General features: G+C 60.1%; 13 protein-coding genes. 9 read left to right on the forward strand and 4 right to left on the reverse strand.

Annotated elements, in window-relative coordinates; all coding sequences use genetic code 11:
• Positions 1-35: 35 nt before the first annotated feature.
• Positions 36-3,311 (reverse strand): ATP-binding protein, encoded by a 3,276-nt coding sequence (locus ACZ5TB_RS14175; protein WP_464793076.1) that lies wholly within the window; start codon positions 3,309-3,311, stop codon positions 36-38.
• Positions 3,312-3,624: 313 nt separating this feature from the next.
• Between ACZ5TB_RS14175 and ACZ5TB_RS14180 the strand changes: the two genes are divergently transcribed.
• A complete protein-coding gene (locus tag ACZ5TB_RS14180) occupies positions 3,625-5,304 on the forward strand; it encodes an AMP-binding protein (RefSeq protein WP_464780441.1) in 1,680 nt (559 codons plus the stop codon).
• A 283-nt stretch (positions 5,305-5,587) separates the two neighbouring features.
• Here ACZ5TB_RS14180 and ACZ5TB_RS14185 read toward each other — a convergent pair whose 3' ends face one another.
• Positions 5,588-6,517: an electron transfer flavoprotein subunit alpha/FixB family protein gene (locus ACZ5TB_RS14185; RefSeq protein WP_464793077.1), complete on the reverse strand. Its 930-nt coding sequence runs from the start codon at positions 6,515-6,517 to the stop codon at positions 5,588-5,590.
• On the reverse strand, positions 6,514-7,263 hold the full coding sequence (locus ACZ5TB_RS14190) for an electron transfer flavoprotein subunit beta/FixA family protein (RefSeq protein WP_464793078.1): 750 nt from the start codon (positions 7,261-7,263) through the stop codon (positions 6,514-6,516). The genes ACZ5TB_RS14185 and ACZ5TB_RS14190 overlap by 4 nt, the downstream gene beginning before the upstream one ends.
• 189 nt (positions 7,264-7,452) lie before the next feature.
• On the opposite strand from ACZ5TB_RS14190, the gene ACZ5TB_RS14195 reads away from it, so the two are divergent.
• The 7 genes from ACZ5TB_RS14195 (at position 7,453) to ACZ5TB_RS14225 (ending at position 13,628) form a co-directional block, all read left to right on the forward strand.
• A complete protein-coding gene (locus ACZ5TB_RS14195) occupies positions 7,453-8,892 on the forward strand; it encodes a hydroxymethylglutaryl-CoA synthase family protein (RefSeq protein WP_464793079.1) in 1,440 nt (479 codons plus the stop codon).
• A 12-nt stretch (positions 8,893-8,904) separates the two neighbouring features.
• A complete protein-coding gene (locus ACZ5TB_RS14200; protein ID WP_464780437.1) occupies positions 8,905-10,101 on the forward strand; it encodes an acetyl-CoA acetyltransferase in 1,197 nt (398 codons plus the stop codon).
• A complete protein-coding gene (locus tag ACZ5TB_RS14205) occupies positions 10,101-10,556 on the forward strand; it encodes a MaoC family dehydratase (RefSeq protein WP_464780436.1) in 456 nt (151 codons plus the stop codon). Before ACZ5TB_RS14200 ends, ACZ5TB_RS14205 begins: the two co-directional genes overlap by 1 nt.
• The gene (locus ACZ5TB_RS14210) at positions 10,553-11,446 is read left to right on the forward strand and encodes an HpcH/HpaI aldolase/citrate lyase family protein (RefSeq protein WP_464780435.1); all 894 of its coding nucleotides are present in this window, start codon (positions 10,553-10,555) and stop codon (positions 11,444-11,446) included. Before ACZ5TB_RS14205 ends, ACZ5TB_RS14210 begins: the two co-directional genes overlap by 4 nt.
• Position 11,447: 1 nt before the next feature.
• Positions 11,448-12,608 (forward strand): acyl-CoA dehydrogenase family protein, encoded by a 1,161-nt coding sequence (locus ACZ5TB_RS14215; protein ID WP_464793256.1) that lies wholly within the window; start codon positions 11,448-11,450, stop codon positions 12,606-12,608.
• A gap of 162 nt (positions 12,609-12,770) precedes the next feature.
• Positions 12,771-13,298 carry a MarR family winged helix-turn-helix transcriptional regulator gene (locus ACZ5TB_RS14220; RefSeq protein WP_464793080.1) on the forward strand — a complete coding sequence of 176 codons (528 nt, stop codon included), beginning with the start codon at positions 12,771-12,773 and terminating at the stop codon, positions 13,296-13,298.
• Between the two features lie 27 nt (positions 13,299-13,325).
• Complete coding sequence (locus ACZ5TB_RS14225; RefSeq protein WP_464793081.1) at positions 13,326-13,628, forward strand: YciI family protein; 303 nt, start codon at positions 13,326-13,328, stop codon at positions 13,626-13,628.
• 172 nt (positions 13,629-13,800) lie between these two features.
• Here the strand turns inward: ACZ5TB_RS14225 and ACZ5TB_RS14230 are convergent, their stop codons facing one another.
• Complete coding sequence (locus ACZ5TB_RS14230) at positions 13,801-14,829, reverse strand: zinc-binding dehydrogenase (RefSeq protein WP_464780432.1); 1,029 nt, start codon at positions 14,827-14,829, stop codon at positions 13,801-13,803.
• 159 nt (positions 14,830-14,988) lie between these two features.
• Here ACZ5TB_RS14230 and ACZ5TB_RS14235 point away from each other — a divergent pair, with 159 nt between their 5' ends.
• Positions 14,989-15,849 carry a MaoC/PaaZ C-terminal domain-containing protein gene (locus tag ACZ5TB_RS14235; protein ID WP_464780431.1) on the forward strand — a complete coding sequence of 287 codons (861 nt, stop codon included), beginning with the start codon at positions 14,989-14,991 and terminating at the stop codon, positions 15,847-15,849.
• The last annotated feature ends 23 nt before the right edge of the window (positions 15,850-15,872 follow it).

The following is a 15,872-nucleotide window of genomic DNA, read 5'->3' on the forward strand; positions in this document are numbered from 1 at the left end:
TCATCGGGCATCATCTCGTGGTCAGCGTCGGCAGCTCACACAACGAGGCCGATATCCGCTCCCGACAGAGCTTGCAGGCCGACGATGGCCCGCTGTTCCAGCATGACCGCGTTTTGCTGACGCGCGATGGCCAGCGCCTGTTCCAGGCAACGCCGCGCCTCACTCTTGTCCGGCCCCCAGCGTGCGTGCAACTGTCCGGTCAAGCGCCAATATTCCGCTTCCCATATCCGCTCGTCATGTTGGGCCATGAACGTCGCGGACAAACCGGTATGGTGCAGGCCTTTTTCGTAATGGCCCATTTCGTCGCAGATATCAGCGGCGAGCAGATGCAGGCAGGATGTGAGATAATGCTCAGAAAAGGCCTTCGTATGGGTCAGGAGCTGATCCAGATGTGACGGATCACGCGTCGAATGGAACGACGCCCAGGACAGACATGCTCGCCCGAAAGGCTGCCAGAACCGGCAAAGCTGCTGCGAGCATAGCTCTTGAAGCCGGTCATTATAGGTGTGGATACGGCCGTAATCCCTTTCGCAAACTGCGTGGAAGAGCAGCCACACCAGCACCAGCGACAAAGTTGCCGGGTGGCCAAGGGTTTCCGCCATGGCCAAGGCGCGCTCAGCCTCGCGCCGCCCCTGTTCAGGATTGCCGGTGTGCCAATGCACCCAGGAAAGATAGGCCGTGGAGGCCGCACCGGGATCATAGCCGAAGCTGCGGCCGTGTTGCGCGGGATCATAGACAACGACCACGCGCTCGAAGTGCGTTCGGGCTGCGGCAAAGTCTCCCCGAAATGCCGCGCCAGCGCCCAGTAGGCGCCCTCCTTCCGCTTCCAGGCGGGCATTTGGTCCCAGTGAATGAATGAACTGGTCGAACTCGATCGCCAACAGGTCAGCATGCTTCCAGCGCCCACGGCCCGCCGCCACGGTCCAAAGCCCATGCAGGCTGGCCGCCAGTGCTTCAGGCCGTCCGACCTCCTTGGCCAGCAGGTGCGCGCGTTCGTAAATTTGCTTCAAATCGGGGGCGTAATAGCCTTCTGCTTCCCGGACAGTCGCGCCCAGCTCCAACAGAGCGTCGAGTTCGCGTTCGCTTCGTCCGATACTTGGTGAAATCGATGCAAGGGTTTCTATTGCCGCGCGATAGTTCGCGATTGCTTCGGCGAGGGCATATCTTTGTGCCGCTTTGCGGCCAGCATCCAGCCAGAAGGATACCGCCTCGTCGAAACGCCCCGCATGGCGCATATGTCCCGCGATCACTTCGGGGTGATCGGCTGCGATTTCCGGGAAATAGTCAACCAGGATGTCGGCAGTTCGAGAATGCAGGTCCTGACGATCTGCGTCCATCATTGACGTGTAGGCCGCGTCGCGGAGCAACGCGTGCCGAAAGGCGTATCGACCTTTGCCGTTGGAGCGACCGCGCGTCAGAATGCCGGCGGCCAGCAGCTGGTCGATCGCAGCGGCCATCCGCTGATCCTCATCGCCCACCAGAGCCCTCAATATCTCGCCATGGAAGTCCCGCCCTATTATGGAAGCCACCTGCGCAACCCGGCGCGCAAAGCCCATGCAGCCGAGCTGAGATGCCAGCAAATCGTTCAGGCTATCGGGTACTGTCGACAGATCGTCCTTCCCAACATTTTGGGCAAGCAGGAGCTTCGTCAGTTCCTCCAGATAGAGCGGCACCCCGTCGGCTTTGTCGATAATCGTGTCCCGGGCTGGGATTGGCAACGCCGCATCCCCCGCAATACCGTCAATCATCCGGCTGCAATCCTGACGGGATAAACGGGTGAGACGAAGAACAGTAACCGGTTGCCCCGGTCCAAAGAGCGCCGCGCACCCTGACCTGCCCGTCGTTAGCAGGTAGAGCCGTAGATCCTGGCATGCCGACGCGGCAAATCCAATCAACTCCAGCGTCGTGGGGTCCGCCCAATGTATGTCTTCGACAAGAAGGATAACCGGCCTGCGGTTACATAAGGCAGAAAGGATGGCGATTAGAAGCTGAAGTGTCTTCTCTTTCTTTTCGCTCGCCGACGGAAGGATGCCCTCCATATTTTCTTCCACATCCGCCTGAGCGAGCAATGTTTGAAGAAGCGCCCTGTTGATCGGCCCGTCCAAACCGACTCTTTCAAGAAATCGGCCCAGTACGGCGTTTGATGGATCGTTCCCTGCCATCAACCGGCGGAGGATTTGGATAATGGGATAAAGTGCGCTGTTGCTGTGGTGCGCAGAGCATTGCAGGCGAATTTGATAGCCCCTTGGCCGCAGCCGTTTGATCAGTGCTTCGGACAAACAGGATTTGCCGATACCCGCTTCACCTTCCACGATGACGGATTGTCCCTCTCCGGCGGAAGCCAGGAGCCAACGGTTGCGTAGCAGGTCCAATTCAGCACCCCGGCCGATGATGTCGGCCGACGGAGCATCTTGTTTGGCTAGAAAGCATGTTGTCGATCTGGGGCTCAGAAGACGCCAAAGAAGAATTTGGTGCCCATCCTCGCCTTCTATTGATCCAGCCGGAATGGTTTCAAATGCGGTGCGTGAATGTTGGCGGGTTTCCTCCGAAACGAGAATTGCGTTAGATGGCGTGTGATCGATTATCTGTAGGGCAATGGTGGGTACGTCACCCAATATCAGCGGCTGTTCCAGGCAGGGTCGTGAGAGAACCTTGCCTGTATCAATGGCCACACGGACCTCACAATTATCTCCATGTTCACGCCTCGCATAGGCAATGATCTCCGTTGCCGCCGTCATGGCCCGTCCCGAAGCATCTTCCAGCGAGGTGGGCCAGCCGAAATAGACGGTCAGTCGAGCCGTTGCGCCGTTCTCCATGACGCCGCCCAACTGCTTCACGGTCGAGGAAAAATATGCGTGGAAGCGGTCGAATTCTTCAAGAAACTCAGCCGTCAGTTGGGAAATGCCTTTTAGCCGGAAAGAGCAGGATAAGACCGTTACCCTGCGCAGTTCCATATGCGAAGGCAAATCCGGGGTCGCAGCCTTTGCAGGAGCGTCATCGTCTCGCTCAACAATTTCCGATTGTTCCGTCTTGCGTTGGAAGCTTGGGACATATCCTCCTTTAGGAATGACAATCTGAATGGTGTCGGATTGACCATGGTTGATCTGGTAGCTTGTCAGCAGGCGGCGGAGGCGTCCTGCCTCCACCCGGACAGTCGCGCTGGTGCCGGGATCAAAATCCTGAGGCTTGTCGAAGACCCCAAGCGCAATACTATATTCTTTCAGGAGCGATCCTCGCCCCGCGAACATCTCCTCGCAGAGATAGCGTAAAAATCGCTGCATACGGGGACTGCGTTCAAAGACGGGGCTCATCAGCACTTTGTTTAAATGCGCCTGCATCTCCTGTGCGCCAAGAGGGGGAACGCTGCGCGCGTCAATGGATGATCGCCTCATCGTCACCGTTGCCTCTCCGTCATTTGTCGGGTTATCGATCCTTGCCCGGCTCAGGAACATTGCCTGACTTTAGTCGCAAAGCAACGGAAAGGTGAGGCGGCTCACAGGCAAGTGCCTAACAGTAGCATACTTGCAGAGGCGACGCTGTCCGCGACAATCAGGTGCTTATGCAATTTGTCGCTGCGGAACCGCAGCCAATATTCGAGAGGAGTATGCCAGTGGCCCTGAGGGGATGTGGAAAGTGAGCGCTCTCAGCTACGTCCGGGGTAGAACGGATCCCCCGCTTCTGGATTTGACGATAGGACAGGCTCTGGCGGACGCTGCCGCTCGGTGGGGTGATCGCGATGCTTTGGTTTCGGTGGAACAGAACATCCGCTGGACCTATGACGATCTACTTGCTCTTGCCGATAAGCTAGCTGCTGGACTGTTGGAGCTGGGCTTGCGGCCAGGGGACCGCATCGGCATCTGGTCGCCCAACTGCGCGGAATGGACCTTGACCCAGTTCGCAGCCGCCCGTGCCGGTCTGATCCTGGTGACCATCAATCCCGCCTATCGATTGTCGGAAGTCGAATATACGATCAACAATGTCGGCCTGCGGGCGCTGGTTGCAGCCGAACGGTTCAAGACCAGTGCCTATGCCGACATGATCGAGACGCTCGCTCCGGAGCTGCCCCGCTGCGTACCGGGGCAGTTGGAAGCAAAGCGGCTGCCGACGCTCAAGGCGGCCATCCTTATCAGTGAACAGCCGCGTCCGGGCTGGCTGCGCTTTGATGACCTGCTATCGTCGGCTCCGTCTCTGGATCATCTGCGTTCGATTGAGCCGCAAATTCGAGCGGAGGACGCCGTGAACATTCAGTTCACCAGCGGCACTACAGGTTTGCCGAAGGGCGCTACGCTCAGCCATCGCGGCATCCTTAACAACGGTTATTTTGTCGGCAGCGCCATGGGTCTGACCCCCGGCGACCGCATTTGTATACCTGTGCCGCTATACCATTGTTTCGGGATGGTTATGGGAAACCTTGCCGCCATCACGCATGGATCGGCCATGATCTATCCATCGAGCGCCTTCGATCCTGCGGCGGTGCTGCGCACGGTGACGGAGGAACGCTGTACCGCCCTATATGGCGTTCCGACGATGTTCATTGCGGTTCTGGCACGGCTCGAGACGGATGCGACCGATACGTCCTCATTGCGCACTGGGTGCATGGCCGGGGCGCTTTGTCCGGAGCCATTGATGCGGGACGTTGTGGATCGCCTCAACATGCGAAATGTGACGATCGCCTATGGGATGACGGAGACCAGCCCCGTCAGTTTCCAGACCGTGCCTGGAGATTCGATCGAACGTCGAACCACCACCATCGGCCAGATCCAACCGCATCTCGAATGCAAGATCGTCGATGCCGACGGCGCGATCGTCCCGCGCGGAACGCCGGGAGAATTATGCACCAAAGGTTATTCCGTCATGATGGGATATTGGAACGATCCCGTGCAGACGGCGGCCGCCATCGATTCAGACGGCTGGATGCACAGCGGCGATCTGGCCGTCCTGGACGACGCTGGCTATGGGAGCATCGTAGGCCGGATAAAGGACATGATCATTCGTGGGGGGGAGAATATCTACCCGCGCGAAATCGAGGATTTTCTGCGGGGGCACCCCGCCGTCGAGGATGTCTCCGTCGTGGGCGTGCCGGACGATCATATGGGGGAGGAAGTCTGTGCGTGGATAACGTTACGCGCCGACGGAAAACTGGCCGAAGATGAGGTCAGGGCATTTTGTGTGGACCAGATATCCCACTATAAAATACCCCGGTTCATACGGATCGTTGACGCCTTCCCGACCACGGTGACTGGAAAGGTGCAGAAGTATCTGATCCGTCAGGCGATGATGGAGGAATTTGAGGGGCAAGGCTAGGTCCGATCGACATTCAGTTCTGGCGGCCTGCAAATGGCGGTTCTCCGCGCTTCCGGTGCTCACGTACTTTGAGTACGCTGCGTTGAAGCGAGGCGCGTGACTCGCTTCAAGGGTCACGGAAAACCACCATTTTACCTTCGGTGGCCTTCGGCTCGGCTCGCCATCTCCTGAATGTCGATCGGCCCTAAGGCAAGGCAGTCGTTTCGATGCTTGCCCCCGATGGCCGGATGGGAGCCCTCGTCGCAGGATCGAGGGCTCACCCGCGAGGTGTAGAAAGGAAGCTTCAAAGCTTCTGGTTTAACTCCGGCACAACCTTGAACAGATCACCGACCAGGCCGATGTCCGCGACCTGAAAGATCGGCGCATCCTCGTCCTTGTTGATGGCGATGATGGTCTTGCTGTCCTTCATGCCCGCCAGATGCTGGATCGCGCCGGAAATACCGACCGCGATGTAGACTTCCGGAGCCACGATCTTGCCAGTCTGGCCAACCTGATAGTCGTTGGGCACATAGCCCGCGTCAACAGCAGCACGCGAAGCACCAACCGCCGCGCCCAGCTTGTCGGCGAGCGGATAGATCACCTCTTCAAAGGTCGGCCCATCCTTCAGCGCGCGACCACCCGACACGATGATCTTGGCCGAGGTCAGTTCCGGACGCTCCTGCTTGGCGATCTCGGCGCCGACGAAGCTCGACAGCCCCTTGTCGCCCGTCGAAGTCACGGCTTCCACCGCGCCCGAACCTCCCTCGCGCGCCGCCTTCTCAAAAGCGGTGCCACGAACGGTGATGACCTTCTTCGCATCCTTCGACTTGACGGTCGCAATCGCGTTGCCGGCATAGATCGGACGCGTGAACGTGTCTTCGCTTTCGACCGACAGGATGTCGCTGATCTGCATCACGTCCAGCAGAGCCGCGATGCGCGGCGCGATATTCTTGCCGTTGCTGGTGGCTGGCGCGACGAACGCGTCATGGCTGCCCATCAGTTCGACGACCAGCGGCGCGACATTCTCGGCCAGCGCATGACCAAAGGCCGCGTCGTCGGCGACATGGACCTTGCCCACGCCAGCGATCTTCGCAGCAGCTTCACCCACGCCGCCGACGCCAGCGCCAGCGACCAGCAGATGCACTTCACCCAGCTTTGCAGCGGCGGTGACGGCGGAAAGGGTCGCGTCCTTGACGGCGCCGCCCTCATGTTCAACCCATACCAGAGTCTTCATGCTGCAACTCCCAGAGCCTTGAGCTTCGCGACCAGTTCATCGACATCGGCGACCTTGACGCCAGCCGAACGCTTGGCGGGCTCGGTGACCTTCAGCGTCTCCAGACGCGGCGAAATGTCCACGCCATAATCAGCGGGCGTCTTGTTCGCGAGCGGTTTGCTCTTCGCCTTCATGATGTTGGGCAGCGAAGCATAGCGCGGTTCGTTCAGGCGCAGGTCGGTGGTGACGATCGCGGGGACGTTCAGCTTCACCGTTTCCAGGCCGCCATCGACTTCGCGGGTCACACTGACCTTGTCACCCTCAACCTCGACCTTCGATGCAAAGGTGCCCTGCGGCAGATTGAGCAGCGCGGCGAGCATCTGGCCGGTCTGGTTGCTGTCGTCGTCGATCGCCTGCTTGCCCAGGATGATCAGGCCAGCGCCTTCCTCTTCCTGCACCTTGGCGAGCAGCTTGGCGACGCCCAGCGGTTCGGCTTCGTCATCGGTCTGGATCAGGATCGCACGGTCCGCACCCATGGCCAGCGCCGTGCGCAGCGTTTCCTGCGCCTTGGCAACGCCGATCGACACCGCCACGACCTCGGTCGCCACGCCTTTTTCCTTCAGGCGGATGGCTTCCTCGACCGCGATCTCGTCGAACGGGTTCATGCTCATCTTGACGTTCGCCAGATCGACGCCCGTCCCATCCGCCTTCACGCGCGGCTTCACATTATAGTCAATGACCCGCTTCACGGGCACAAGGATCTTCATGCATCTCTCCATAAGTATGCAAGCATACGGTCATATATAACACGAACCTCCTGCCGTAAAGCCGGCGGCATCGAATAAGACCCTTGCGTAACGTAATCTAGCGAACTAAATGAGTCTTCGGCTGAATATGGCCGTCACGGTGAGCGACGGCAGGCGGCGGAGTGCCGCGTCCTTGAGCAGGTGAGGTGAATGACTCAACTCGGCATTTCGCGCTATGGCGCCTATGTTCCCCGGCTTCGGCTGGATCGTTCCTTGATAGCAGAAGCGCATGGCTGGATGGCGCCGAGCCTGCGGGGGCAGGCGAAAGGCAGCAGGGCGTTCACCAGTTGGGATGAAGACGCCATCACTATGGGCGTCGAAGCTGCCCGCGATGCCTTGGCGGATACCAGCCTTGATGATGTAAAGGCCGTACGGCTGGCATCGACCAGCCTGCCTTATGCCGACCTTCAGAATGCAGCGATCATGGCACGGGCGATCGGCGCCCCGGCAAGCGTCGCTACGTCCGACGCTGCTGGGTCGCAGCGGGCGGGAACCTCTGCCTTGCTGCAGGCGCTCAAGGGCGTGGAAGCAACGCTTGTGGTGGCATCCGACAATCCCTTCGCGAAACCCGCCAGTACGCAGGAAATGAGCTTTGGGGCAGGGGCGGCGGCCTTTGTGATTTCAGACCGCGATGTCGTGGCCCGGCTGATCGGATCAGCGTCTCTCACCGAAGTTTTCGTCGATCATTTCCGGTCGGCGAACGCCCAGAGCGACTATGGCTGGGAAGAAAGGTGGGTCCGCGACGAAGGTTATGCGAAGATCGTGCCCCAAGCTGTCAGGGCGGCACTGGATCAAGCGCAACTCTCCATCGGCGACATTCAGCATTTCGTCATGCCCTCCTATCTGAAGGGTGCGGCGGATATGGTGGCCAAGAAGCTGAAGTTTGGAGGCGCTGTAGCCGGGGCGTTGGACGACGGCGTCGGTTATGCCGGTGCGGCCCATGCGCTGCTGATGCTCTCCGCGACGTTGGAAAAGGCGCAGCCGGGCGATCGGATCTTGCTGGTCGGTTTCGGTCAGGGTGCTGATGTCCTGATATTCCAGGCGACAGAGGCAATCGCATCCGTCCGCCCTGCGCGGGGCGTCGCGGGCTCCATCGCGGATGCCTTGCGAACGGACAGCTATCTGCGGATGCTGTCATTCTATGGCGGGATCGAAAATGAATGGGGCATGCGTTCGGAGAAGAGCGCCAAAACGGCTCTGACCGAACAGTATCGCTCCGCCGACCAACTCGAAGGTTTTAACGCCGGTAAATGCGGCAATTGCGGCGCGGTTCAGTTCCCCCAGATGCAATATTGCGTGCAATGTCACGCCCCGGGGGAGCAGTTCACTGACGTTCCCTTACGGAACGAGACTGCGGAAGTCCTGACGTCAACCGCTGACTGGCTGTCCTATCATCCTTCACCACCGCTGTGGGTCGGCTTCGTCAAGTTCGACAATGGTGCGCGCGTCCTGATGGAGATGGTCGATATCGGCCCGGATGGGATCGAAACGGGCGATCAGGCCCGCATGGTCTTCCGCATCAAGGAGAAGGACCGCCAGCGGGGATATAACCGCTACTTCTGGAAATCGACGCCGCTGAGCGCGGCCTGAGGAGTTCGCGACATGGCGACGGGTATCAAGGACAAGGTGGCCCTTCTGGGCATGGGCTGCTCCAAATTCGGCGAACGATGGGACATGGGGTCGCCCGACCTGATGAAGGAGGCGTTCGAGGAAGCGCTCGCCGATGCAGGGATCGAGCGTAACCAGATCGAGGCGGCATGGTTCGGTTGCTGGGGCGATAGCGTCAATGTCGGCAACAGCTCCATTCCCGCCGCGATGGCGCTGCGGCTTGAAGGCATTCCCGTGAGCCGCGTCGAAAATATGTGCGCGACCGGAACCGAAGCGCTGCGCGGAGCCGCTTATGCCGTCGCGTCGGGTGCGGTGGATATCGCGCTGGCGATCGGGTCGGAAAAGCTGAAGGACACGGGTTTTGGCGGCCTGCCTCCAGCCTTTAAAGGGACGTTCAATGACATGTGGATGCCGATGGGCTCCGCGCCCGCCGGCTTCGCTCAGCTCGCGCCCTACTACCGGGCCAAATATGGCACCAGTAAGGAAGACTTGAAGCGCGCCATCAGCCATGTGTCGTGGAAAAGCCACCAGAATGGCGTGCACAGCCCCAAGGCGCATTTCCAGAAGGCCGTGCCGATGGAAACCATCATGAACGCGCCGATGATCTCCGATCCGCTGGGCCTGTTCGACTGTTCGGGCGTGTCGGATGGCGCGGCCTGTGCGATCGTCACCACGCCGGAAATCGCGCGAGCTCTGGGCAAGAGGGACCTGGTGACGATCAAGGCGCTGCAATTGTCGACCAGTTCCGGCCGCGAGACCCAGACCAATGAGTGGGACGGCAGCTATGTCGCCACCACCCGCAACGCGGCGGCGCGGGCGTACAAGGAAGCTGGGATCACCGATCCCAAGCGCCAGGTGAACCTCAGCGAAGTGCATGACTGTTTCTCCATCACCGAACTGGTGACGATGGAAGACCTTGGCTTTTCCGACGATGGCCGGGCGGTTTTCGACATATTGGACGGGCGCTACGACCGCGATGGGGCGATGCCCTGTCAGATCGATGGCGGTCTCAAATGCTTCGGGCACCCGATCGGCGCTTCGGGCTTGCGCATGGCCTATGAGGTCTACAGCCAATTGCTGGGCCGGGCAGGGGAGCGGCAGCTGTCGAACCCGTCCATCGGGCTGACCCACAATCTGGGCGGTGTTCCCTATCAGGGCATCGCCGCCATCTCTATCCTGGGACTTGCGTGATGCCTGGAGTCTGGTTTGACGAGCTTGAAGTCGGCATGGTCTTTGACCATCCCATTCGGCGCACCATCACCGAAACAGACAATGTTCTGTTTTCCTGCATGACCCATAATCCGGCGCTGCTGCACCTGGATGAGGAATATATGAAAGGGACGCCCTTCGGGCAGCGGCTGGTCAATTCGGCCTTCACGCTTGGCCTGATGGTGGGCATTTCGGTCGGGGACACGACGCTGGGCACTGCGGTCGCGAACCTTGGCTGGGATGAGGTACGTTTCCCGAATCCGCTGTTTCACGGGGACACCATCCATGTCACGAGCGAGGTCATCGATCTGCGTGAATCAAAGTCGCGGCCCGAAGCCGGGATCGTTACATTCCTTCACAAGGCCTATAATCAGAAGGATGAACTGGTGGCGTCGTGCAAGCGGTCTGGCCTCCAGATGAAGAGGCCCGCGTCATGACGTTGCCGATCCGTTCCTTCCTCTTCATCCCCGGAGACAGCGAGAAGAAGCTGGGCAAGGTTGATGGCGTCGCTGCCGATGCCTTCATCCTGGACCTGGAAGACGCTGTCGCCGTGGCGCGCAAGCCAGTAGCGCGGGAGATGGTTCCGGCCTTTATCAAGGGACGTCCGCGCGCTGGACGAAAGTCTCAACTGTGGGTGCGCGTCAATCCGCTGGACACCCCCTGGACTCTGGAAGACTTGGCCGCGATCGTACCAGTCGCGCCCGATGGCATCATGCTGCCCAAGGTGAACGGGCCAGAGGATGTGGCGCAGGTCAGCCATTATCTGAGTGCGCTGGAAGCGGCATCCGGTGTCGAGCAGGGTTCGATCCGCATCCTGCCGGTGGCGACCGAAACCGCAGTCTCGCCCTTCCGACTGGGCGATTATGCGGCGGCGGGCCTGGACCGGCTTTACGGGCTGACATGGGGGGCGGAGGATCTGAGTTCAGCGATCGGCGCCAGCGGCAACATCGATGCGAATGGCGAATGGACGCACACCTACAAGATGGTGCGTTCGCTCTGTCTGCTCGGCGCGCACGCTGCGGGCGGCGAAGCGGTGGACACGCTCTACGTCGATTTTCGTGATCCTGAAGGTCTGCGCGCCTCATGCAAGGCCGCGCGGGCGGAAGGCTTTTCCGGCCGCGTGGCGATACATCCAGCGCAGGTGGACATCATCAACGAGAGCTTTTCGCCTTCCGCCGATGAGGTGGATTTCGCCCGGCGGGTGGTCGACCTGTTCGCCGCCAACCCGGATGCCGGAACATTGGGGCTCGACGGCAAGATGCTGGACATCCCTCATCTGAAACAGGCGGAAAGAACATTGGCAATGCACGAGGCGCGCCGTGGTTGACGTGCAGCACAGCAGCGAAGGCGGACGCGGCATCTTTTCCGCCGAGCATGAACAATTTCGCGAAACGGTCGCGCGGTTCGTGGATGAGGAACTGGTTCCCAACCATCATCAGTGGGAAAAGGACGAAGTCGTCCCCCGCGAGGTTTGGAAACGGGCGGGCGAGGTGGGCATCCTTTGCCCCAACATTCCCGAGGAATATGGCGGCTTTGGCGCCGACTGGCTCTACAATGTCGTCGTCATCGAAGAACTGGCGAAGAAGGGCATCACCGGCCCCGGCTTCATGGTGCATTCGGAAATGGTCGCGCCCTATATCCTGACGGCAGGCACCGAGGAGCTGAAGCGCGAGGTTCTGCCCCGCATGGTCGCGGGTGAGTATATCGGCGCGCTTGGATTGACCGAGCCGGGCGCTGGTTCAGACGTAAAGGAAGTCCGCACCCGCGCCATTCGCGAGGGCGATGATTATGTGCTGAATGGGCAGAAGGTCTATATTTCCAACGGCCAACTCGCCGACATAATGGTCTGTGCTTGCAAGACCGATCCGGCGGCAGGCGCCAAGGGCGTCAGCCTGATCGCGATCGACACGCATCAAGCGGGCTTTAAACGCGGCCGCAATCTTGAGAAGATCGGCCTAAAAGCCCAGGATACGTCGGAAATTTTCCTGGAGGACGCGCGCGCGGAATCCTGGAGGCTTCTGGGTCGCGAGGGCGGCGGCTTCGGGATCATGATGGGCAAGCTGGCGCAGGAAAGGCTGACGCAGGCGGTGCGTAGCATCTGCGTCGCGGAAGCTGCGCTGGAATGGACCGTCGCCTACACCGCCGAACGCAAGATGTTCGGTCAGACGCTGGCGGATTTTCAGAACACGCAATTCGTGCTCGCCGAACTGTCGGCCGAAATCCTGTCCGCCCGGACCTTCACCGATTGGTGCATAAAGCGCTTCCTTGCAGGGGAGTTGACCGGCGTCGAAGCGGCGAAGGTGAAGCTGGTCGTCACCAATCTGCATGTGAAGGTCGTGGACCAATGCCTGCAATTTTTCGGCGGCTATGGTTATATGACCGAATATCCGATCGCACGGGCCTATATCGACGCGCGCATCGTGCGCATCGCGGGCGGCGCGGCGGAGGTGATGAAACAGATTATCGGCCGCGACCTGTTCGGCAAATGAAGGCGGTTGCCAGATCATAGTTAGTCAGAATAGAGAGGCTATGAAACATCATACGCCTGCTGATCATCGGGTTCGCTATCATACGCTATTGCAATAGAGGGCGAATTATAGATCATCGGACGAAGATGATGCACCGAAATTGCCTTTAACTGGATGGTGAGAATGACGAACACGCTGAAAGCTGCCGCACCGAAAAAGAAGACGCCGAAACGGCCCTCTGCGAAACAGTTCACGTTCGGCTATCTGGTGCATGACGTATCGCGTATCCGGCGCACCGTGATGGACTTGCTGATGCGGCCTTACGGGATCACCCGGTCGCAATGGTCGGTGCTCAGCACCTTGTCGCGAGCAGGCAATGACGGGATGATGCAGGTCGATCTCGCCCGGCTGATGGAAGTGGGCAAGGTGACCGTCGGCGGGTTGATAGATCGGCTTGAAGCGTCGGGCCATGTCGAACGCAGGGCAGATGCCAACGACCGCCGGGCAAAGCGCGTGTTCATCACAGAAAAGGGGTTCGATGTGATCGGCCTCATGATCGAACTGGCCGCGACGATGAACCGCCGCATCTTGGAAGGCGTGTCGGATGCGAACCGGGAAGTGTGCGAGGACGTGCTGTTGCAGGTGAAGCAGAATTTGAAGGATGTCCTGCGAGAGCAGGGTGGTTCGAGTCTGATCGAGGGCGAGGACTGAAAACAGCGACGGGAAGGCTGGAATCTCATGTTTTTCATCGTTCTGGCCGCCGACAAGCCGGATGCGCTTCCGCTTCGGCTGGAGCATCGGCAGCGCCATCTGGATTATTGGCTGGAACAGGGGGCTGCGGTGAAAGTCGCTGGCGCGATGCTGGATGGAGACAAGCCGGACTCAAGCCCTCAAGGCAGCTCCTTCCTGTTGGAGGCCGAAGATGAGGCCGCAGTCCGCGCGCTGCTCGCAGGCGACCCTTTCACCAAGGAAGGCGTGTTCACGGGCAATTTCGTCGTTCAGCCGGTGCGGCCTGCCATAGGTGAGTGGCGGCCCGATTAGAGCATTGTGCCTTTTATCAGGATCTCTCAACCCCGTTCGGGCTGAGCTTGTCGAAGTCCTTCCCTTTCTAAAAAGAAGGAAAGCCCTTCGACAAGCTCAGGGCGAACGGTAACAGAGGATGATTCTGATTTACGGCACGATGCTCTAAACCCAAACACCGGCCAAAAGCCCGTTAATCCTCGCCGATATAGACCAGCGTCTTGGGCGCGTTGCTATCCGCAAAAAGCGCCTCCAGGGCTCCGCTGACCCGGTCGATACCGGGTTCGACATGGTCGTGAAACTTCAGGTCGCCGTTCAGCACCATGTCGCTCAGCTTTTCCACGGCTTCGGGAAAGCGGGCGACATGATCGAAGATAACGAACCCGCCGCAGACAAGCGCGCGCATCAATATCTCGCGTTCGTTGCGAAGGCCGGTCGGCGGAGGATTCCAGCTGGGCGTGGCGGCGGTGCCGCAATGCACGATCCTCCCGTGCCTCGCCATTGCACGGATCGCCGTGTCCAGGATCGGGCCGCCGGTATTGTCGAAATAGATGTTGAAGCCGCCGGGGCGAGCCTCCGCAAGGGTAGCCGCCAGATCGACGGACTTGTAATTATAGGCGACGTCATAGCCATAGTCGCGAACGCAGCTTTCCACCTTCTCATCGCTGCCAGTCAGGCCGACGACGAACGCGCCCGCGCGCTGCCCGATCTGGCCCACGACACTGCCCACTGTCCCCGCCGCCGTTGAGACAAGCATGGCCGCGCCCTCATAGGGGGGAGCGATGTCTTGCAAGGCGAGCCATGCCGTCACGCCGGGCATGCCAAGTACCCCGGCATATGCCGAAAGCGGCGCGCGCGGATGTGGGATGTGCGACAACAGGTCGCCGCGTGCCGCGACCTTGTAATCCTGCCAACCGAAAAAGCCGTAGACCACATCGCCTGATCTGATGCCATCATCGCGGCTTTCCACGACCACGCCGACCGCAAGGGCGCGCATCGGCTGACCCAATGGAGTGAGGCCCTCGTTGGCCGCCCAACCGCGCTGTACCGGGTCCGCCGCAAGATAGAGGTTGCGCACCAGAAATTGGCCGTCGCCGGGCGATGCAATGCTGACGTCTTTGCGGGCGAAATCGGCAGCGACGGGGCTGGCGGCCGGACGGTGCGAAAGTATCACCTGCCGGTTCGTCAGGCGGGTGCTGAACGGAGGAATGAAGTCCGGCACGCAAGCTCCATATCAGGCGTCAATAACTCGTATGCCTGCAATCTATATCCCCGCACCAAAGGTTGTCAAATCAGATATAATGCGTATGGTACGATAACGCACCATATAACGCCACTGGGGCTGTTGAGTGGTCTTGAAACGCCATTGGAGGGATGACGCTTGGACATTGAGAAAATCAGGAACCTGACGATTGAGCCCATCGTCCAATCCTATGACAAACGCGACACGATCCTCCATGCGCTGGGGCTGGGCTATGGTCTGGACCCGCTTGATGAGGCAGAGCTGCCGTTCGTCTACGAAAAAGAACTGCGTTCCTTGCCCTGCTTTGCGAACATCCTGTGTCATCCCGGCTTCTGGGCGCAACGGCCGGAATTCGGCATCGACTGGGTGAAGATACTCCATGCCGAGCAGCATCTGACGATGCACAAGCCGCTACCCCCGGCGGGCACCATAAGGGGTGAATATCGCGTGGCGGGGGTCGAGGACAAAGGTGAAGGACGCGGCGCGCTGCTCCATCAGGAAAAGGCGCTGTATGATACGGCCACGGGGGATCATCTGGCGACCGTGCGATCGACGCTGTTCATGCGCGGCAATGGCGGGGAGGGCGGTTTCGGCAATGCCATCCCGGCCGCTGATCCGGTGCCCGAAGGAAAGCCCGACGCGGTGGTGGAAATTACGACCCGTCCGGGACAGGCCCTGATCTATCGTTTGAGCGGGGACTGGAATCCGTTGCATGCAGAGCCAGCGATTGCACGAAAGGCGGGGTTTGACCGGCCGATCCTGCATGGCCTGTGCACCAAGGGCTTGGCCAATCGCGCGGTGCTGGCGCATTATTGCGACAATGACGTTGCGCGCTTCAAGGGCATGTTCGTCCGTTTCAGCAAGCCGGTCATGCCGGGCGAGACGATCCGCTTTGAATTTTACGAGCAGGGCGGCGGCCAGCTGCGTTTCCGCGCCGTCGCGGCGGAACGGGATGTGGTGGTACTCGATCGCTGCTCGGCGCAGGTGAGCGAAGCATAGGGGCGGCATCGGCGCGCGCGGAT

The sequence above is a fragment of the Sphingobium sp. TomTYG74 genome (assembly GCF_055393875.1).